Annotated in this window: 19 protein-coding genes; 13 read left to right on the forward strand and 6 right to left on the reverse strand. The window is 61.7% G+C overall.

Translation table 11 applies throughout. The features are described from left to right. The first annotated feature begins 30 nt into the window (after window positions 1-30). Window positions 31-1,080, forward strand: coding sequence for a sugar phosphate isomerase/epimerase (locus G3O01_RS21075; RefSeq protein WP_205807064.1), 1,050 nt, complete (start codon window positions 31-33; stop codon window positions 1,078-1,080). Between the two features lie 28 nt (window positions 1,081-1,108). Beyond that, window positions 1,109-2,254, forward strand: coding sequence for a Gfo/Idh/MocA family oxidoreductase (locus tag G3O01_RS21080; RefSeq protein WP_205807065.1), 1,146 nt, complete (start codon window positions 1,109-1,111; stop codon window positions 2,252-2,254). A gap of 4 nt (window positions 2,255-2,258) precedes the next feature. On the opposite strand, the gene G3O01_RS21085 is transcribed toward G3O01_RS21080, so the two are convergent. Continuing rightward, the gene (locus G3O01_RS21085) at window positions 2,259-2,516 is read right to left on the reverse strand and encodes a hypothetical protein (protein WP_205807066.1); all 258 of its coding nucleotides are present in this window, start codon (window positions 2,514-2,516) and stop codon (window positions 2,259-2,261) included. 98 nt (window positions 2,517-2,614) lie between these two features. Between G3O01_RS21085 and G3O01_RS21090 the strand changes: the two genes are divergently transcribed. Next, a complete protein-coding gene (locus G3O01_RS21090) occupies window positions 2,615-3,991 on the forward strand; it encodes a hypothetical protein (protein WP_205807067.1) in 1,377 nt (458 codons plus the stop codon). 57 nt (window positions 3,992-4,048) lie between these two features. On the opposite strand, the gene G3O01_RS21095 is transcribed toward G3O01_RS21090, so the two are convergent. Beyond that, the gene (locus G3O01_RS21095; protein WP_205807068.1) at window positions 4,049-5,224 is read right to left on the reverse strand and encodes an ABC transporter substrate-binding protein; all 1,176 of its coding nucleotides are present in this window, start codon (window positions 5,222-5,224) and stop codon (window positions 4,049-4,051) included. 67 nt (window positions 5,225-5,291) lie between these two features. Beyond that, on the reverse strand, window positions 5,292-6,233 hold the full coding sequence (locus G3O01_RS21100) for a CysB family HTH-type transcriptional regulator (RefSeq protein WP_036003337.1): 942 nt from the start codon (window positions 6,231-6,233) through the stop codon (window positions 5,292-5,294). A gap of 231 nt (window positions 6,234-6,464) precedes the next feature. On the opposite strand from G3O01_RS21100, the gene G3O01_RS21105 reads away from it, so the two are divergent. The 8 genes from G3O01_RS21105 to G3O01_RS21140 all read left to right on the forward strand — a co-directional run bounded on the left by G3O01_RS21105 (window position 6,465) and on the right by G3O01_RS21140 (window position 15,407). After that, complete coding sequence (locus G3O01_RS21105) at window positions 6,465-8,144, forward strand: nitrite/sulfite reductase (protein WP_205807069.1); 1,680 nt, start codon at window positions 6,465-6,467, stop codon at window positions 8,142-8,144. 19 nt (window positions 8,145-8,163) lie between these two features. Next, entirely contained in the window at window positions 8,164-8,706 is a 543-nt protein-coding gene (locus G3O01_RS21110) for a DUF934 domain-containing protein (protein ID WP_205807070.1), read from the forward strand. Continuing rightward, entirely contained in the window at window positions 8,703-9,449 is a 747-nt protein-coding gene (locus G3O01_RS21115) for a phosphoadenylyl-sulfate reductase (RefSeq protein WP_205807071.1), read from the forward strand. Before G3O01_RS21110 ends, G3O01_RS21115 begins: the two co-directional genes overlap by 4 nt. 102 nt (window positions 9,450-9,551) lie before the next feature. Continuing rightward, window positions 9,552-10,514, forward strand: a complete 963-nt coding sequence (gene cysD, locus G3O01_RS21120; RefSeq protein WP_205807121.1) for a sulfate adenylyltransferase subunit CysD — start codon at window positions 9,552-9,554, stop codon at window positions 10,512-10,514. Between the two features lie 25 nt (window positions 10,515-10,539). After that, on the forward strand, window positions 10,540-11,856 hold the full coding sequence (locus G3O01_RS21125; protein ID WP_205807072.1) for a GTP-binding protein: 1,317 nt from the start codon (window positions 10,540-10,542) through the stop codon (window positions 11,854-11,856). 29 nt (window positions 11,857-11,885) lie between these two features. Further along, window positions 11,886-12,656: a uroporphyrinogen-III C-methyltransferase gene (gene cobA / locus G3O01_RS21130; RefSeq protein ID WP_205807073.1), complete on the forward strand. Its 771-nt coding sequence runs from the start codon at window positions 11,886-11,888 to the stop codon at window positions 12,654-12,656. Window positions 12,657-12,806: 150 nt separating this feature from the next. Beyond that, on the forward strand, window positions 12,807-13,703 hold the full coding sequence (gene bla / locus G3O01_RS21135; RefSeq protein ID WP_205807074.1) for a class A beta-lactamase: 897 nt from the start codon (window positions 12,807-12,809) through the stop codon (window positions 13,701-13,703). Window positions 13,704-14,390: 687 nt separating this feature from the next. Further along, a complete protein-coding gene (locus tag G3O01_RS21140) occupies window positions 14,391-15,407 on the forward strand; it encodes an IS30 family transposase (protein WP_205807075.1) in 1,017 nt (338 codons plus the stop codon). Window positions 15,408-15,571: 164 nt separating this feature from the next. On the opposite strand, the gene G3O01_RS21145 is transcribed toward G3O01_RS21140, so the two are convergent. The 3 genes from G3O01_RS21145 to lptF are packed head-to-tail and all read right to left on the reverse strand — an operon-like array spanning window position 15,572 to window position 18,247. After that, window positions 15,572-15,952: a CbiX/SirB N-terminal domain-containing protein gene (locus tag G3O01_RS21145; RefSeq protein WP_205807076.1), complete on the reverse strand. Its 381-nt coding sequence runs from the start codon at window positions 15,950-15,952 to the stop codon at window positions 15,572-15,574. A 30-nt stretch (window positions 15,953-15,982) separates the two neighbouring features. After that, complete coding sequence (gene lptG, locus G3O01_RS21150; RefSeq protein ID WP_205807077.1) at window positions 15,983-17,131, reverse strand: LPS export ABC transporter permease LptG; 1,149 nt, start codon at window positions 17,129-17,131, stop codon at window positions 15,983-15,985. A 3-nt stretch (window positions 17,132-17,134) separates the two neighbouring features. Beyond that, window positions 17,135-18,247 carry an LPS export ABC transporter permease LptF gene (gene lptF, locus G3O01_RS21155; RefSeq protein WP_205807078.1) on the reverse strand — a complete coding sequence of 371 codons (1,113 nt, stop codon included), beginning with the start codon at window positions 18,245-18,247 and terminating at the stop codon, window positions 17,135-17,137. A gap of 136 nt (window positions 18,248-18,383) precedes the next feature. Here lptF and G3O01_RS21160 point away from each other — a divergent pair, with 136 nt between their 5' ends. Further along, entirely contained in the window at window positions 18,384-19,895 is a 1,512-nt protein-coding gene (locus G3O01_RS21160) for a leucyl aminopeptidase (protein ID WP_205807079.1), read from the forward strand. Window positions 19,896-19,950: 55 nt separating this feature from the next. Continuing rightward, entirely contained in the window at window positions 19,951-20,367 is a 417-nt protein-coding gene (locus tag G3O01_RS21165) for a DNA polymerase III subunit chi (protein WP_205807080.1), read from the forward strand. Window positions 20,368-20,420 lie beyond the last annotated feature (53 nt).

A 20,420-nucleotide genomic window follows, 5' to 3' on the forward strand; every position in this document is an offset into this window, starting at 1 on the left:
TCGCAAGTTTCCATCGCAAGGAGCAGCACGATGAAAACGATCAAAGGGCCGGCGATCTTTCTCGCTCAGTTCATGGGCGACAGCGCGCCATTCGACAATCTCGCGCATCTCGCGCAATGGGCCGCAAGTCTCGGCTACAAGGGCATTCAGGTACCCGCCGATCCGCGCCTCGTCGATCTCGAACAGGCAGCATCGAGTCAGACGTATTGCGACGAGGTACTTGGCATCGTCGCCGATGCCGGTGTCGCGATCACCGAACTGTCGACGCATCTGCAAGGGCAACTCGTTGCCGTACATCCCGCGTATGACGTGTTGTTCGATGGCTTCGCGGCGCCGCATGTGCGTGGTAATCCCATCGCGCGCACCGAATGGGCCGTGCAGCAGATGAAGTGGGCAGCGAAGGCGTCGCAGCGTCTCGGGCTCGTGTCGCACGTGTCGTTTTCGGGCGCGCTTGCGTGGCCGTATTTTTATCCGTGGCCGCAGCGTCCCGCAGGTCTCGTCGAAGCGGCGTTCGACGAACTCGCGCGACGCTGGACGCCAATTCTCGATGCGTTCGACGAAGCCGGCGTCGACGTCTGCTACGAACTGCATCCGGGCGAAGACCTGCACGACGGCGTGACGTTCGAACGCTTTCTCGCGGTGGTGAATAACCACAAGCGCGCGAACATCCTGTTCGATCCGAGCCATTTCATTTTGCAACAACTCGATTACCTCGCGTTCATCGACATCTATCACGAGCGCATCAAGGCCTTTCACGTAAAGGACGCCGAGTTTCGTCCGAACGGGCGGCAAGGCGTATACGGCGGCTATAGCGGCTGGGTCGAGCGCGCGGGACGCTTCCGTTCATTGGGCGACGGGCAGATCGATTTCGGCGCGATCTTCTCGAAGATGGCGCAATACGATTTTCCGGGCTGGGCCGTGCTCGAATGGGAATGCGCATTGAAGCATCCTGAAGACGGCGCGCGCGAAGGCGCGGAATTCATCAAGCGACACATTATTCGCGTGGCGGAGCGCTCATTCGATGACTTCGCGGGCAGCGGCGCAGACACCGCGCAACTGAAGCGCGTGCTTGGACTTTGACGCCGTCTTCGAACAGGAGCACCTCACCATGGCACGAAAACTCAAGCTGGGCATGGTCGGCGGCGGGCAGGGCGCGTTCATCGGCGCGGTGCATCGCATCGCCGCGCGCATCGACGATCGCTTCGAGCTGGTGGCGGCCGCGCTGTCGTCCGATCCTCAGCGCGCCAAGGCGAGCGCGGATGAACTCGGCGTCGCGCGCAGCTACGCAAGTTGGGATGAGATGGCACGTGCCGAAGCGGCACGCCATGACGGCATCGATGCCGTGTCGATCGTCACGCCGAACCATCTGCATGCGCCCGTCGCGACGGCGTTTCTCAACGCGGGCATCCATGTGATCTGCGACAAGCCGCTCGCGATGTCGCTCGAAGAAGGCGAGGCGCTCGCGAAGCTCGCGCGTGAAAAGAACCGGCTGTTCGCGCTGACGCATACGTATTCGGGTTATCCGATGGTGCGCCATGCCCGCGAACTGGTCGATGCCGGGGAAATCGGCGAGCTGCGTGTCGTTCAGGTTGAATATGCGCAAGACTGGCTCGCGAAGCCGATCGAGTTGACGGGCGAGAACCGCCAGGCCGTTTGGCGCACCGATCCGAAACAGGCAGGCCGCGCAGGATGCCTCGGCGATATCGGCACGCACGCGTATCACCTCGCAGCATTCGTGACGGGCAAGCAGCCGTCTGAGATCGCCGCTGAACTGCACACGTTCGTCGAAGGTCGTCAGGTCGACGATCACATTCAGGCGATGCTGCGCTACGAGACGGGCGCGCGCGGCATGCTGTGGGCGAGCCAGGTGGCAAGTGGCGAGGAGAACGCGTTAAGGCTGCGCGTCTACGGAACGAAGGCTGGGATCGCATTCGATCAGGAGCACCCGAACGATCTGCGGTTCACGCCATTGGGCGGCGCGACGCAACGGCTCACGCGCGGACGTGTCGACAGTGACGTGGCGAGGCATGCAACGCGTGTGCCGCCAGGACATCCCGAAGGTTACCTGGAAGCGTTCGCGCAGTTGTACAAGGATTCCGCCTTGCAGATCGAGGCAATCGATGCAGGCTTGCCGCTACCGCCGGAAAGCCGTCTGCTGACCACGGTCGACGACGGCGTCGCGGGCTTGCGTTTTATCGATGCTGTGTTCGAAAGCGACGCACAGCTACAGTACTCGCGCGTAAAGAACGGCTGAACGTTTAACTCTTGCTCCGCTTGATCTGTTCTTCAAAAGCAAGATCGAGCTTGCTGGCTTTGCGCGGCTTTTTAGGCCCATAGGCGTCGACGAACTTGACGAAGTCGTCGAGCGGCAGCGGATCGGATACCTTCTGGTCCGTGCCGCTGGATTTGTCGACGAGATAGAACAGTCCGCCAGACAGACTGATGGCCGCGAAACGCGGGTTGCCGCTGCGGGTTTTCAGCCGTTCGACGGCGTGGATGGCTCGGGTTGTGCGCATGATTTGATACAGCTCTATGAGGCCTGAGTTTTGAGATTGCAGTCCGATTCTACGACGTATACTCGCCCGCCTTGTTACGAACGTGAATCGACACTCTCATGACCTTGCATCATGGTGCGTACCCCGAAGTACCCGACGATCTCGAACAGATCCGCGCTACATGCGTCGCGCTGATGAACGAGGGGCGGGATAACGAGACCCTGGCACTGATCGACCGTGCGCTTGCCATCGAGCCGCGCGATCATCAGTTCGTCGGCTGGCGCGCGCATGTGTTGTCGCTGGTGGGGCGGCATTTCGACGCCGTTTCCGCGTGGCGCAACTATGCGGCGCTGCCGTGGAAGCCGGCGTTCTTCCAGATGGGACTGGGCCAGGGGCTCGTGATGTGCGGCGATACGGAGCAAGGCATCGTGCTGCTCGATCACGCACACCGTACGGCCGTCGCCGAAAACGAATGGTTCGCGCCGCGCGCGACGCATCTTTTCGGCGAAGCGCTGCTGCGCGCGGGCGACCCGGCGGGCTTCGCGCACTGGCTCGAACGCAATCGCAGCGATACGGGCAACTATCGTGTCGACGGCATTCCCATGTGGTCGGGTGAAGAAGACCTGCGCGGCAAGCGCGTGCTGATCACGCATCAACTCGGCTTCGGCGATCAGTTTCTACTGTTCGCTTGCGTGCAGCGCTGGCTGGCAGCTGGTGCGCAACTGATGATCACTTGCGACACGCAGATTCATGCTCTCTTGCAGACGTCGTTGCCTGACTGCGCTGTAGTGAGCGCGCCGCGTCCGTTGACGCATGGTGAAGCGTTGCCAAAGGCGTTGCTCGAAGAAGTGCGCACATTCGGCCCGGATCTGCACTCGACGCTGCTGCATCTGCCGATGCTCAATGCGAAGACAACAGCCGCGCCGTATTTCCCCGCGTGGCTGCGCGCGCCCGAAGTTCAACGCCAAGCGGCTGCCGAATGGGCGAGCGGATTGCGCGCCGCGCATCCGGGCAAAGCGCTGATCGGCATCTTCTGGGATTGCGTGCAGCGTCATACGAACATCGCCGACGCAAAAATGCGCTGTTCGGCGGTGCTGCGCAGCTTGCCGTTCGATGGCGTCGAACGGCTCGTTTCGCATCCGGACGTTGCGCAGAGGCGGCACTTCGTGAGCCTGCATCATCCCGCGGCACAGGCGTTTGCGGGCATGCCGGGCAGCAATGTCAGCGTCTATGGTCCGGGTATCGACACGTTCGCCGATACGGCGGCTTGCATCGAACAGATGGACGCCGTGGTCGCCGTCGATTCAGGCGTCGCGAATCTGAGCGCGATGCTCGGCAAGCTGACGGTCGTGCCGCTCAATGCGGCAGGCGAGTGGCGCTGGGGCGTGGCGGGCGATGCGTCGCCGTGGATGGCGAATCTGAAGCTGGTGCGTCAGACGGTGCCGGGCGACTGGCGCAGTGTGATCGATGAGACGGCCGCGCTGCTGGCCGCATGATGCAAAAAAGGCGGACGTCCATCGGAGCGTCCGCCTTTCGCATTAGAGCAGCGAGCCTTACTGGCTCAGATACGTAAACTTCCCGCCTTTGATAATCCCCATCACGCTCGCCCGCTGATCGAGGCCGACGTGATCCTTCGCGCTCGTATTTACGACGCCGTTCGGCACCACCAGTTCATGTGCGTGTTCCAGCTCCGTGCGCAGCGCCGCGCGAAACTCCGGCGTGCCCGGCTGTGCCGTCTTCAGCGCGCGCGCAACCGCATCCTGCAGGCGCGGATAAACACCCGCCGCATCGCCCGCAAATTGCGTGACCGAGTTCGGGCCGTACTGCGCTTCATACGCATTGACGAACGCGAGCGCCGCCTTTTTCGCCGGATGATCGGCAGGCAGCGTGCGTGCGACGACGACCGGCTGCGTCGGGAACAGTGTGCCTTCGACATCCTTGCCGCCGAGCTTGATGAACTCGGGCGTCGCAATCCCGTGCGTCTGATAGATCGCGCCTTTGTAGCCGCGCTCGACCAGCGTGCGCTGCGGCAGCACAGTCGGCGTGCCCGCGCCTGCGATCAGCACGGCATCCGGCTTCGCGGCGATCAGCTTCAGCACCTGGCCCGTGACGCTCGCATCGGTGCGATTGAAGCGCTCCGTCGCGACGATCTGGATGTGGCGCAGCGCGGCGAACTTCGTGAACTCGTTGAGCCAGCTGTCGCCGTAGCTGTCCGCAAAGCCGATGAAGCCGACCGTCCTGATGTTGTGATTCGACATGTAGCGCGTCATCACGTCGGCCATCGCGCTATCCGTCTGCGCCATCTTGAAGGCCCAGACCTTCTTGCCTTCCTGCGGTTCGACCACGCTCGCCGAGCCGATCAGCGTGATCATCGGCGTCTGGCTTTCGGCGACGGGATCGAGCGCGGCCATCGCCGCGGGCGTGATGTTCGGGCCGACAATTACGTCGACGTGATCTTCATTGATCAGCTTGCGGATGTTCTTGACCGCGTTGCCGGGGTCGGAGCCGTCGTCGAGGATGATGTACTGCGCGTTCTGACCCGCGATCGTCTTCGGCCACATCAGCATCGCGTTCTTGCTGGTGATGCCGATTGCGGCAGCGGGGCCGGTGCTCGACAGATCGATGCCGACCTTGATGTCCGCGTGCGCGGCGGCGGCGGCAAAGCAGAGCGCGCCGAGTGCGGCGGCGCGCGTCAGGACGCGTTTGAATTTGTTCTTGTGCGACGACATGCGAAAGATCTCCTGGCGGATAGCGTGGCCGATGTGATAGCTGATCAGTTATACCGGTTCAAAAACCTCAAAGCTCATACGTTTCGTGATCGCCCTTGAGCGCCTGCTCGATCAGCTTGCGATTCATGTTCGGCGACAGCAGTTCGACGAGCGTATACACATAGCTGCGCAGATACGCGCCCTGCTTGAGGGCGACGCGCGTCACGTTGCTGCCGAACAGATGCCCGACGGGCATCGCGCGCAGATGGCGGTCGCGCTCGGCGTTGAACGCGATGTCGGCCATGATGCCGACGCCCAGCCCCAGTTCGACATAGGTCTTGATCACGTCGGCGTCGATTGCTTCGAGCACGATGTCGGGATGCAGGCCGCGCAAACGGAACGCTTCGTTGATCTTGGTGCGGCCGGCGAACGCGTTGTCGTACGTAATCAGCGGATATTGGGTCAGATCGTCCAGCGACAGCTGCTTGCGCTCCAGCAGCGGATGATCGGCAGGCATCACGGCTAAATGGTGCCAGGTGAAGCAGGGCAGCGACACCAGTTCCTTATAGGTAGAGATCGCTTCCGTCGCGATCGCCACGTCGGCCTGATCGTGCAGCACCAGTTCGGCGACCTGAGTCGGGCTGCCTTGCAGAATCGAAAGGTGCACCTTCGGGAAGCGCTTCTTGAACTCGGCGATGGCGGCAGGCAGCGAGTAGCGCGCCTGCGTGTGCGTCGCGGCGATCACCAGATTGCCCTGATCCTGCGCCGCGTAATCTTTACCGACCCGCTTGAGGCTCTCAACCTCCTGAAGAATCCGTTCGACTGAAGCCAGGATGATCCGTCCCGGTTCCGTCAGCGAGCGCACCCGTTTGCCGTGCCGCGTGAAGATTTCGACGCCCAGTTCATCTTCCAGCTCGATGATCGCCTTCGAGACGCCCGGCTGGCTTGTATACAGTGCCTTGGCGGCTTCCGTCAGGTTGAAGTTCTGGCGGACGGCCTCACGCACGAAGCGGAACTGATGCAGGTTCATATATAACCTCGCCGCATATCAAAAGAATTTTTTAGTCGTTTGAAATATAAGGCGAGTTTATTACGATTTGTCCAGTTTTTCCAATATGGATATCTGTTTTTGTCATTAGCAAATGAGTGATGCGTCTAAACGGCTGGTCGCCGTTGCACTCAAAGCTGACTGACGAAGACGAAAGCGCGGCGTAACCGGAACGCCGCGTCGTGTGAGACGAACAAACCCTGGGGTCCCCGAATGTACCAATACGATCAGTACGACCAGACCATCGTCGACGAACGCGTCGCGCAATATGCCGACCAGGTTCGCCGCCGCCTGTCGGGCGAATTGAGCGAAGAAGAGTTCCGTCCGCTGCGCCTGCAGAATGGCCTGTACATGCAGCGCCATGCTTACATGCACCGCATCGCGATTCCGTACGGCAACCTGCGCAGCGACCAGTTGCGCATGCTCGCGACCATCGCGCGCGAGCATGACCGTGGCTACGGTCATTTCTCGACGCGCTCGAACATCCAGTACAACTGGATCCAGCTCGAAGAAACGCCGGAAATCCTCCGCAAGCTCGCGTCCGTCCAGATGCACGGCATCCAGACGTCGGGCAACTGTATCCGTAACATCACGGCCGATCAATTCGCGGGCGTCGCGCCCGACGAAATCGTCGATCCGCGTCCGTGGGCGGAAATCATGCGCCAATGGTCGACGTTCCACCCGGAATTCGCATGGCTGCCGCGCAAGTTCAAGATCGCCGTGTCGGGCACGAAGGAAGACCGCGCAGCGGTGCAGATTCACGACCTCGGCGTCTATCTGAAGAAGAACGACGCGGGTGAAGTGGTCGCCAGCATTCTCGCGGGCGGCGGCCTGGGCCGCACGCCGATCATCGGCGCGATCATCAAGGAAGACCTGCCCTGGCAGCATCTGCTGACGTACTGCGAAGCCGTGCTGCGCGTGTATAACCGCTACGGCCGCCGCGACAACCTGTACAAGGCGCGTATCAAGATTCTCGTGAAGGCGCTGTCGCCCGCGAAGTTCGCGCAACAGGTCGACGAGGAATGGCAACACCTGAAGGACGGTCCGTCGACGCTGACGGAAGCGGAAGTTGCGCGCGTGTCGCAGTACTTCCAACCGCCTGCGTACGAAAAGCTGCCGGATACGGACGCATCGTTCGAAAAGCATCTGCTCGAAAGCAAGCCGTTCGCACGCTGGGTCGAGCGCAATGTGCGCCCGCACCGTGTGTCGGGTTACTCGTCGGTGACGATTTCGCTGAAGCCGCGCGACATCGCGCCGGGCGACGCAACCGATGCGCAGATGGCCGCCGTCGCCGATTGGGCTGACGAATACTCGCTCGGCGAAATCCGCGTGTCGCACGAACAGAACCTGATTCTCGCGAACGTGAAGAAGCGCGATCTGTACGCGCTGTGGGAAAAGGCGAAGGCACAAGGTTTCGCGACGCCGAACGTCGGCTTGCTGACCGACATCATCGCGTGCCCGGGCGGCGATTTCTGCTCGCTCGCGAATGCGAAGTCGATTCCGATTGCCCAGGCCATTCAGGAACGTTTCGACAACGCCGACTTCGTGTACGACCTCGGCGACCTGTCGCTGAACATCTCGGGTTGCATGAACTCGTGCGGTCACCATCACGTCGGCAACATCGGCGTGCTGGGCGTGGATAAGGACGGCTCCGAGTGGTATCAGGTGTCGCTCGGCGGCGAACAGGGCACGGGTCATGAAGGCGCGAAGCTCGGCCGCGTGATCGGCCCGTCGTTCTCGGCGGAAGAAATGCCGGACGTGGTGTCGAAGGTGATCGATACGTTCGTCGAACACCGTATCGACGGCGAACGCTTCATCGACACCTACAACCGCATCGGCCTCACGCCGTTCAAGGAACGCGTGTACGCATCGCGTCAACCGGCTCACGCGTAACGGGAACAAGGATTAGCAGATGGCATCGATTATCAAGGACCGCGCAATCGTCGAAGACGACTTCACGGTAATCCGCGCAGCCGAAGACGGCGCGCTGCCCGCAGTCGCTGAGTTGCCCGCAGGCAAGATCATTGTTCCGTTCGCGTTCTGGCAAGCCGAACGTGATGCGCTGACGGCATCGCGCAGCGCGCAGGAAATCGGCGTGTGGCTCGCACCGGACAGCGAACCCGCTGACATCGTCGCGGACTTCGACAAGATCGCGCTGATCGCAGTGGACTTCCCGGTGTTCCGCGATGGCCGCGGCTACAGCACCGCGCGTCTGCTGCGCGAGCGCTACGGCTACAAGGGCGAAATCCGCGCGATCGGCGATGTGCTGCGCGACCAGCTGCGTTTTTATGAGCGCTGCGGCTTCAACGCATACGCACTGCGTGCCGACAAGGACTTCAACGACGCGCTCAACGCATTCACCGAATTCACTGTGCAGTATCAAGGTGCGTTCGACGATCCTTCGCCACTCTTCCGTCGTCGCGAAGCAGCGGCTGCGCAAAAGGCGTCGGTATGACTTCGCAAGCCGACATCACGCCTGAGCTTCAGGCGAAGATCGAACGTCTCGATGCGTTGCTCGATTCGATCGGGCAGCGTCACGAGAAGGTCAAGTTCGCGAGCAGCCTCGCAGCGGAAGACATGCTGCTCACGCACGCGATCCTGTCGCGCGGCGTGAAGATCGGCATCTTCTCGCTGAACACAGGCCGCTTGCACGCGGAAACGCTCGGCATGCTCGATCGCGTGCAGGAACGGTATGGCTACGCGATCGAGCAGTTTCATCCGCAGGCGGATGCCGTCGACGAATACGTCAAGCAGCACGGCCTGAATGCGTTCTACGAAAGCATCGATCTGCGCAAGCGTTGCTGCGAAATCCGCAAGGTCGAGCCGCTGAACCGCGCGCTGTCGGATGTTGGCGCGTGGGTTACGGGCCAGCGTCGCGAGCAGTCAGTGACGCGCGCGGAGCTGCACGAGGAAGAGCAGGATCACGGACGCAACATCGCCAAGTACAACCCGCTCGCGGACTGGACGGAAGCCGATGTGTGGGCGTACCTCAAGGCGTTCGACGTGCCCGTGAATCCGCTGCATGCGCGCGGCTATCCGAGCATCGGTTGCGAGCCGTGTACGCGCGCCGTGCGCCCCGGCGAAGACAGCCGGGCAGGGCGCTGGTGGTGGGAATCCCGCGATACGAAGGAATGCGGGCTGCACATCACGACGATCCCTGTCACGGTGATTTCGGAGAACGCGTCTCCGCTCCACTGAGCCGCACGCGAACGCAGAAGCAGATTTCGATTGAATCTTCTCGTGTCGCACACATCTGGTGAGAACCCGATCATGCGACACGAACCAACGAAGGACCTGAACATGAGCACGACGCTCGATTCCACTGTCAACGCACCGCTGAACGTCACGGCGAACCGCATGGACCACCTCGACTGGCTCGAAGCCGAGTCGATCCACATCCTGCGCGAACTGGTTGCCGAGTGCAGCAAGCCCGCGCTGCTGTTTTCGGGCGGCAAGGATTCCGTCGTCGTGCTGGCGCTCGCGCTGAAGGCATTCGGCCTCGGTGCGAACCGCAAGACGCAGCTGCCGTTCCCGCTCGTGCATATCGACACGGGCCATAACTACGACGAAGTGATCGACTTCCGCGATCGTCGTGCGAAGGAAATCGGCGCTGAACTCGTGGTTGGCCACGTGGAAGATTCGATCAGGAAAGGCACCGTGCGTCTGCGCCGCGAAACGGATTCGCGCAACGCCGCGCAAGCTGTGACGCTGCTCGAAACCATCGAGCAATACGGCTACACGGCGATGATCGGCGGTGCACGCCGCGACGAAGAAAAGGCGCGTGCGAAAGAGCGCATTTTCTCGTTCCGCGACGAGTTCGGCCAGTGGGATCCGAAGGCGCAACGCCCGGAACTGTGGAGCCTGTACAACGCGCGTCTGCATCAGGGCGAGCATCTGCGCGTGTTCCCGATCTCGAACTGGACGGAACTCGACGTGTGGCAATACATCGCGCGCGAAAACCTCGAACTGCCGTCCATCTACTACGCGCACAAGCGCGAGATCGTGCGCCGTAACGGTCTGCTCGTGCCTGTCACGCCGATCACCCCGATGCGCGAAGGCGAGACCAGCGAAGAAGCGCTGGTGCGCTTCCGTACGGTGGGCGATATCAGCTGCACGTGCCCCGTCGAAAGCGATGCGGACGATGTGGAAAAGATCATCGCTGAAACCGCCGTGACGGAAATCACGGAACGCGGCGCGACGCGTATGGACGACCAGACGTCGGAAGCGGCGATGGAACAGCGCAAGAAGCAAGGTTATTTCTAAAGAGCACGCAGAGGAAAGAGTCACTATGAGCACCACGCATCAACCTGAAGACCTCGGCGTGCTTCGTTTCATCACAGCTGGCAGCGTCGACGACGGCAAGAGCACGCTGATCGGCCGCCTGCTGTACGACAGCAAGGCTGTGCTGTCGGATCAACTGTCGGCGCTGTCGCGCGCGAAGAACAAGCGTACGGTCGGCGACGAAATCGATCTGTCGCTGCTGACGGACGGCCTCGAAGCCGAGCGCGAGCAAGGCATCACGATCGACGTCGCGTATCGCTACTTCGCGACTGCAAAGCGCAAGTTCATCATCGCCGACACGCCGGGCCACGAGCAGTACACGCGCAACATGGTGACGGGCGCATCGACGGCGCATGCCGCGATCATTCTCGTCGACGCCACGCGCGTCACGTTCGAAGACGGCGTTGCGCAACTGCTGCCGCAGACCAAGCGTCACAGCGCGATCGTCAAGCTGCTCGGCTTGCAGCATGTGATCGTCGCAATCAACAAGATGGACCTCGTCGAATACAGCGAAGCGCGCTTCAACGAAATCCGCGACGCGTATGTCACGCTGGCTCGCCGGTTGGGTCTGAGCGATGTGCGCTTCGTGCCGGTGTCGGCCCTGAAGGGCGACAACATCGTCACGGCCAGCGAGCGCATGGCGTGGTATGCGGGCGAGCCGCTGCTCGACGTGCTCGAAGCACTGCCCGTCGATACGGCATCGCATGAAGCGCTGCGTTTCCCGGTTCAGTGGGTGGCGCGCCAGGACGGCAGCCAGGCCGACGATTTCCGCGGCTACATGGGCCGTGTCGAATCGGGCGAAGTGAAGCTCGGCGATGCGATCACGGTGCTGCCGGCGAACCGTCAGGCTACGGTTGCTGAAATCATTGCACCCGTGCCGGGCGGCACGGCACAAGTGGACCGCGCATTCGCGGGCCAGACGGTGACGATCCGCCTCGCGGAAGACGTCGACGTGTCGCGCGGCGATACGTTCGTGCACGCGAGCGCGGCTGTGCAACCGGCGAAGAAGCTCGAAGCAGACTTGTGCTGGTTCGACGAAACGCCGCTGTCGACGGCTCGCAAGTATCTGCTGAAGCAGACCACCAACACGGTGTTCGCGCGTGTCGGCGGCATCCAGCAGGTGCTCGACGTGCATACGCTGTCGCACGCGACCGACCGTCACGAACTGGCGATGAACGATATCGGCCGCGTGTCGCTGACGCTGCAAAAGCCGATCGTCGCCGACGAGTACGACACGCATCCGGGTACGGGCGCTTTCGTGCTGATCGACGAAGCGACGCATCACACGGTCGCGGCCGGCATGATCCGTTCGGTTTCCGCCTGAAATCCCGAAGCGGACGGAGCGAGAAGCACATGGGCAAGGTGTATCTGATTGGCGCGGGGCCAGGCGCAGCGGACCTGATCACGGTTCGCGGCGCACGGCTGCTCGGGCTTGCCGACGTCGTGCTGCACGACGCGCTGGTCGAGCCGGCCATGCTCGACTACGCGCCGCACGCGCGCAAGATTGCTGTCGGCAAGCGCTGCGGCCAGCGTTCGACGGCGCAGCACTTCATCAACAAGCAGATCGTCGATGCCGCGCGCGAGCACGGCGTTGTCGTGCGTTTGAAGGGTGGCGACCCGATGCTGTTCGGCCGCGCCGATGAAGAGATGCGTGCGCTGGAAGCGGCGGGTATCGAGTATGAAATCGTGCCCGGCATCACGGCGGCATTGGCGAGTGCGGCATCGCTGCGGCGTTCGCTGACGCTGCGTGGCGTGTCGCGCAGCGTTGCGCTCGCGACGCACAGCCGCGCACCCGATTCCGCCGAGATCCGCGAGCAGGTGAACGCGGATTCGCTGGTGTTCTACATGGGCCGCGACAGCGCGCCCGAGATCGCGCAGCAACTGATCGATGCGGGTCGTGCGGGCTCGACGCCGGTGGCGATCGTGGAAGCGTGTTCGACGCCGCGTGAGCGCATGTTGACGCTGACGCTCGATGGTCTCGCAGCGGGCGATGCGCAACATTGGCTCGACGCGTCGCAGCCTTCGCTGCTGATGATCGGTGACGCGTTTGCCGAGCGGGTTGTGAGCGGGCAGGGCGATGCTGAAGCCGAATCGAATGTAGAGACGGCATTGCGCGTGGCTTGAGCCTATACGTCGTTGTTCTTGAGATCGGCCGCATTCGTGCAAGCGAGTGCGGCCGATTCGCTTTTGTGCTTCTGAGTAAGTGGGCGTTGAAGAGGGCGGGCATGAGCGTTGCGTTAAGATTGCCTTTCGCTTTGCATTCAGCGGTACTACATGGCTTATTCTTCTTTGCGTCGTTCCTTGCTGATTGCGCTTGCTGCCGGTCCTGTGATTGGTGTGCGTGCGCAGCCGGCTTCATCTGTGTCGATCAATCTCGCTGCGCAGGAGCGGTTTCAGAAGCTCGAATTGAGGAGCGGTGGACGTCTGGGCGTCGCCGCGCTCAATACGGCTGATGGTTCTTTCGTGGGCTATCGCGAGTCCGAACGCTTTCCGATGTGCAGTACTTTCAAGCTCGTGGCCGTTGCGTTGATACTCAAGCGCAGTATGGCCGAGCGTGGACTGCTCGACGAGCGAGTGCGGTTTCAGGAGGCTGAACTCGTGGCCAATTCGCCTGTTACGCGGCGCCATGTGGGCGAGGGCATGACGATCGGTGAACTTTGCGCGGCGGCGTTGCAGCACAGTGACAATACGGCCGCTAATTTGTTGCTGACAGCGCTTGGTGGGCCTGAAGTGTTGAACGAGTTTGCCAATTCGATTGGCGATACGTGGTTCGATCTCGTGCGTAACGAAACTGATCTGAACGCGTCCGTTCCTGGCGATATGCGCGATACCACGACGCCGCGGGCGATGATGCTCGATGTGCAGAAGTTTCTGTTGACTGATGATGTGCTTGGTCCGCAGCAGCGCGATCTTCTCTCAGCATGGATGCTTGGGAATATGACGGGTGCTACGCGGATTCGGGCTGCCGTGCCCTCAGCGGGGTGGCGGGTCGCCGACAAGACAGGCAGCGGGGATTACGGCACGGCTAACGATGTGGCAGTTGTTTATCCGCCTTCGGCGGCGCCTCTTGTTGTGGCTATCTATTTCACTGGCGTGATGCCTAAAGAGACTTTGCCTCGTGATGAGGTTGTTGTTGATGTGGCTCGGGTTTTGTTTGATGTGATGAGGTGAGCGTTTTTTTTTGTCTTGCGACGATGGGGTGGTTTGCTTTCGCTTTGTGCTGGCATCCGCGGTTTGTTATCGGTGGTTCAGGCGTTGCCCCTGTGCGGGGCGGCACTTACTTTCTTTGCCGCCGCAAAGAAAGTAAGCAAAGAAAGCGGGCTAACACCGCCGGTTCTTGACCACCGCCTGAGGGCCCCCAACAGTTCCTCCGCTTCACACGGCAACCGCTCCGTTTGATGCCCGTTGCCAGCGCTCCGAATTGGCGCCTCACCCGCTTCAATCACCCGTAGCGTAGCGAACGGCAGCAAATGATTGCGGCCGCCCAGGTGGCAAACTATGTGTAGGTCGTGGTGCTGCACACGTCATCGCTCCTACGACACCGATCGTGCTTTCGAGCGGCCCACCTTGCTTTTCAGTCCGGAGTGAAGCGCATAAGCCGCGACAGCCGACACACAGTTTGCCGCTATAGAACGTGGGAGATTTGATCGCGCCAGCAGCGACGCGGGAGCATGAAGTGGGTGACGAGCTAATTCGAAGCGTTGGCAGCGGGTATCGAGAAGAACCTTGCCGCGAACGGGGCGGGGCCGTTGAGGGCCCGTGGGCAAACGTCAAAAATTAGCGGTGTTCAGCGGCTTTCTTTTGCCTCGAGTTTTCAAATCTGAAGTGCAACACCCCCGACTCGTTTAAGGTGTTGCCATGGAAAAACGATACCGACAACTCCAGCCAGAAGAGCGGCTGACGATCGCCAGCCTGCGTCTGCAAGGTTCAAGCATACGGGCCATGGCCCGTATGCTTAAGCGCTCACCTGCAACGGTGAGCCGTGAACTGGCGCGCAACAGCGGACCCGAGCACTATGCTTCGATGCCGGCCCAGGCGCTAAGCGTCGCACGACGTGCCGCTGCCCGACGCCCCGCCAAGCTTGACCCGCAAGGCGTTACATGGCGCATTGTCCTCACGCTGCTGGACTGGAAATGGTCGCCTCAGCAGATATCGGGTACGCTCAAACGTATGTACCCGAATGATTCGTCCCAGCGGGTCTCGCACGAGACTATCTACACGGCCATCTACGCCCACCCGTATGGGGAACTGCGTCGCCAGCTCATCGCCTGTCTGCGCCACCATCGCAGCGATCGCATGCCGCGAACCCGCGGCAAAGACCGGCGCGGCCAGATCCCCGACATGCTCAGCATTCATGTGCGCCCACCCGAGGCGGACGACCGCGTGATGCCGGGCCACTGGGAAGGCGACTTCATCAAGGGCGCAAACAATGGTTCTGCTGTGGGCGTGCTGGTCGAACGCTCCAGCCGCCTGGTGCTGCTTGCCAGGATGGACGATGCGACAGCGGCATCGGCACTCGCCGGGTTCTCTGCCAAACTTAATTCCATCGCTGCGCCGTTACGCCAAAGCCTGACGTACGACCAGGGCAAGGAAATGGCGTGCCACGAGCAACTCGCTGCTGCCACCGGAGTGAAGGTCTACTTCTGTGACCCGCATAGCCCCTGGCAACGCGGCACCTGCGAGAACACCAATGGTCTGCTACGCCAGTATCTGCCCAAGGGCACGGATCTCTCGGTCTACAGTCAGGATGACCTTGACGCCATTGCCGATAGCCTCAACGCTCGCCCTCGTGCCACACACGCATTTCACTCGCCGTTCGAAGCCTTCTCCACCATGCTTGCACTTGCCTCCAGCCCCGATACTTCTGTCCACTAAGCCTCGTGTTGCACTTCACGTTTGAAACCGCCCCTACTTTTCTTTGCCGCGGCAAAGAAAAGTAGGTGCCGCCCCGCACAGGGGCAACGCGTGAGGCACCAATAACAAATCGCGGATGCCAGCAAAAACACAAGCAAACCCAAAGCGTCGCAGACACAAAAACCTTAAACCAAACCCTGCCGCAAGCAATACCCAGCAATCGCCTCAATAACCTCGGCATCTTCGCCAACAGCAGTAGAGCAACGAATCTCAACAGAAGGATTCGCGCTGCGGCATTGATCCAGGATCACAGGCAAATCACGCCGAATATGCCCGCCTTGACCAAAAAAAACAGGCACAACGGTGATAACAGAAGCCCCGGCTGTAACCTGAGCAGCCACAGCCGAAGGCAAATCAGGCGTCATCAACTCGAGATACGCAAGGGAAACAGGCCCACCAGACGGGCCTCGCAGCTCCTGCAAGCGTGCGCGTAGCCGCTCAAAAGGCTCAGCCCAGCGGGCATCCCTCGCGCCATGCGCAAACAGCACAATCCCATGAGCACCCATCGCCTGATCGCCCCGCGAGGAAGAAAACAACTAATGCCGGTCAACCCATTTCAAGCCGACCAACCCGAGCACGAGATAGATCAACGCCGGCGTCGCCGCCGTCAACGGCGCAGGCCACGTATTCAGATTGCCGATGTGCGAGAACAGCGTGTTGAACAGCTGGAAGCTCATGCCCAGCATGATCCCGCCAAACACCTTCATACCGACTACGCCCGCACGCGTATGCAGATACGCAAACGGCAACGACAGCACCAGCATCACGAACACCGCGAACGGGTAGAGAATCTTGCGCCACAGCGCGATCTCGTAGCGTTGCGTGTCCTGATGATTCTCGGTCAAGTGCTGGATATAACGGAACAGATTGAACATCGACATCCGTTCCGGCGCGACCAGCAGCACTGAGAGAATCTGCGGCGTCAGTTCCGAGCGCAGCGAATACTCAGGCAAGGCCACCTGCTTCGCGCGATACACCGGGTTCAACGCGTCGGCGGGCTTGCCGGCGTCGGGCGCGACGTCGATCAGTTGCGTGTCGGTTACGTCCTTCAGCAGCCAGTGGCCGGGCGGCTGATACTGGCCCGACTTCGCAATGCGCACATTCGACAGACGGAACTTCGAATCGAATTCGTAGATGCGCACGTTCGAAATGGTCGCATCGGGCTGCAACTGCCCGACGTTCACGAAGCGCGTCACCTGCTCGCCGTCGGCGCGGGCCGTCAGCGTGTCCTTCACCCAGACGCCTGACTCGAAGTTGCTCGACACCGACGAACCCAGCGCCTCCAGCCGCACGCGCTCCGACAGTTGATCGGTATAAGGCCCGACCACTTCGCCAATGATGTACGTGAGAAACACGAGCGGAATGCCGATCTTCAGCAGCGAGCGTAGCGCCTGATTGGTTGCGAGACCGGACACGCGGAAAATCGTGTACTCGGAATTCGCGGCCATCTGCGCGAACACGTAGATCGCGCTGATCAGCGCGGCCACCGGAATGATTTCGTAGAAGCGCGACGGCGTCTGCAGCGCGACGCGCAGCACCGCGTACTGGAACTTGTAGTTGCCGTGGCCGACCGAGTTCAGTTCGTTGATCAGGTCGAAGAAGAAGAACAGACCCGAAAACGCGAACAGAATGAAGATGAACGTGAGGTAGACCTGACGCGCGAAATACTTTTCATAGATGCGCATTGGTCACGCTCCCTGCGCCGGACGGTCCGACGACCGGCTGAACATCGCCCGCGTGAAGAGCGGCCGGTTGCGCACCCGCAGCCAGAAGATGAACGCGACAACCAGCGCGACGACGATATGCAGCCCCACGAGGCCCACGCCGAACGACATCTTGCCCTGCTCGATCCACGACTGCACGACGTTCAGCAGATTCGAATAGGTCAGATAGATCAGCACCGCCATCACGAGGTTGATCGTGCGGCTGCGCCGCGGATTCTGGTGGGCCAGCGGAATAGCGAGCAGCATCAGGTTGATCGCGATCAAAGGCAAACCCGCGCGCCACGCGAACTCAGCCAGATTCTGGCGGGTCGGGTCGCGGAACAGGTCGAGCGTCGGCGTGCCCGTCGTGGTCGGCGTGCTGACCACCGGCTGGCTCTGGATCTTCACGCCGTAACGCTCGAACTCCATGATGCGGAAGTCGGGATGGCCCGGCTCGCCGTCGTAGCGCCGGCCGTTTTCGAGCACGACGAAGCGGTCGCCGTTTGCATGCGTTTCCGTATGGCCGTTCTTCGACACGACCACGTTCACCTTGCCGCCTTCCGTGCTCGTGACGAACACGTTCTCGACGTGGCCCTGATCGGGCGACATCTTCTCGATGAAGAACACGCGGTGGCTGGTAGCGGATTCGCGGAACTGGCCCGGCGCGAGCAGCGAGACCTCGTCGCGCTGCTGGAAGCGCGCGCGGATCAGCTTGCTCTGCTGGTTCGACCACGGCCAGCCGACGAACACGAAGAACGCGATCAGAATGATGATGGGCGTCGCGAACAGGCCGATCGGCTTGATGAAGCGCGTGAGGCTCACGCCCGAGGCGAGCCACACGACCATTTCGGAATCCTTGTACCAGCGCGTGAGCACGAACAGGATCGACACGAACAGCGTCGCGACCAGCATGATCGCGAGATAGCCGATGACCGTCAGACCGATCAGCACGAGCACGTCGCGCGGGTCGATTTCACCGGACGCCGCGAAGCCGACGATGCGGATCATCATCGTCGTCAGGACCAGCGTGAGCAGAACCATGAACACGGCGCCAGCCGTGTACGCCAGTTCGCGCTGGAGGGAGCGTTCAAAAATCATGGTTGATGATGAGAGGGGGCGCTCCGGGAGGCGGCGGGGTTCAGCCCCATCACGCCTTCGTGCAGCCGCCGCGGGAAAAATAGCGGATAATTGCGGCTTTCATCCTAAGCCCAGATTTTATCCGAGGACAAGCGCGATGGACTTTAGCATAAAAGCCTGTGATTGGAGCAAAGGCTCGACCAACGGGTTCCTTACCGGAAAATCGGATTGCATCGTGATCGGTGTGTTCGAGTCGCAGACGCTGTCGGGCGCGGCGCTGGAAATCGACGCGGCCACCAAGGGCCTGCTTACACGCATCGTCAAGGCCGGCGACATGGACGGCAAGATCGGCAGCACCGTGTTCCTGCATGAAGTGCAGGGCATCGGCGCGTCGCGCGTGCTGCTGGTCGGCCTCGGCAAGCAGGATGCCTTCACGCAGAAAGCCTACGGCGACGCCGTGCGCGCCGCGTGGCGCGCAATCCTCGGCACCAAGATCACGCAGGTCACGTTCACGCTGGCTCAGGCGCCCGTCAAGGAGCGTTCGTCGGATTGGGCCGTGCGCGCCGCGATCCTCGCGCTGCGCGAGCTGACGTACAAGTTCACGCAAATGAAGAGCAAGCCGGACACCAGCGCGCGTGCATTGAAGCGCATCGTGTTCAGCGTCGACGCAGCGGACGAGAAGCTCGCCAAGGTCGCGCTCAAGCAGGGCGTCGCGCTCGCAAACGGCATGGATCTGACGAAGGATCTCGGCAACCTGCCGGGCAACGTCTGCACGCCGACCTATCTGGGCAACACCGCGAAGAAACTCGCGAAAGACTGGAAGCTGAAGGTCGAAGTGCTCGGCCAGAAGCAGCTCGAAGCGCTGAAGATGGGCTCGTTCCTGTCGGTCACGAGGGGTTCCGTCGAGCCGCCGCAGTTCATCGTGCTCCAGTATCAGGGCGGTTCCGCGAAGGCTGCGCCCGTCGTGCTGGTCGGCAAGGGCATCACGTTCGACACGGGCGGCATTTCGCTGAAACCCGGCGACGGCATGGACGAGATGAAGTACGACATGTGCGGCGCAGGCTCCGTGCTCGGCACGCTGCGCGCGGTCGCCGAAATGGGCCTGAAGCTCAACGTGGTCGGCATCATCCCGACTTGCGAGAACATGCCCGCGGGCAATGCGACCAAGCCGGGCGACATCGTCACCAGCATGAAGGGTCTCACCATTGAAGTGCTGAACACGGACGCGGAAGGCCGCCTGATCCTGTGCGACGCGCTCACGTATGCAGAGCGCTTCAAGCCCGCTGCCGTGATCGACATCGCGACGCTGACGGGCGCCTGCATCATCGCGCTCGGTCATCACAACAGCGGCCTGTTCTCGAAGGACGACGCGCTCGCGGGCGAATTGCTGGATGCATCGAAGGAAGCGTCCGACCCGGCATGGCGCCTGCCGCTCGACGACGAGTATCAGGATCAGCTCAAGTCGAATTTCGCCGATATCGCCAACATCGGCGGACGTCCGGCGGGCAGCGTGACGGCAGCGTGCTTCCTGTCGCGCTTCACGGAAGCGTATCCGTGGGCGCACCTGGATATCGCCGGCACCGCGTGGAAGAGCGGCGCGGCGAAGGGCGCAACGGGCCGTCCCGTGCCGCTGCTGGCGCAGTTCCTGATCGACCGCGCCGCGCAATGACGCTTCGCAGTTCGATCACGCGTCACATGTATCACGCAGCAAGGCAGGATCGCCGATGACCCGCATCGACTTTCATTCGAACGTCGGCGATTCGCTGCAGTACGCGTGCCGTCTCGTGCGCAAGGCGTATCAGGCCGGCCAGCCGCTCGTCGTGCTGGCCGAACCGCCGCGCCTGCGCGCGTTCGACGAGCAGTTGTGGACCTTCTCGCCGCTCGACTTCATTCCGCATTGCCTCGCGGCGAGCCCGCTCGCGGCGCAAACGCCTGTCGTGCTCACTTCGTCGCTCGACGACGTGCCGCACCATCAGATACTGTTGAATCTGGGTGCAACGGTGCCGCCGCAGTTCGCGCGCTTCGAGCGCCTGCTGGAAATCGTCGGCAATGCGCCCGACGAACTGGCCGCCGGGCGCGAGCGCTATCGCTTCTATCGCGATCGCGGCTATGCTCTGAACAACTACAAGCAGGGCGCCTGACCGGCTGTTGTCCGTGCACTGTCCGCTCGATGCGCGGGATTGTCCGATTCGCG

The organism is Burkholderia sp. Ac-20365 (assembly GCF_017104715.1).
In the GTDB taxonomy this organism is placed as follows: Bacteria; Pseudomonadota; Gammaproteobacteria; order Burkholderiales; family Burkholderiaceae; genus Paraburkholderia.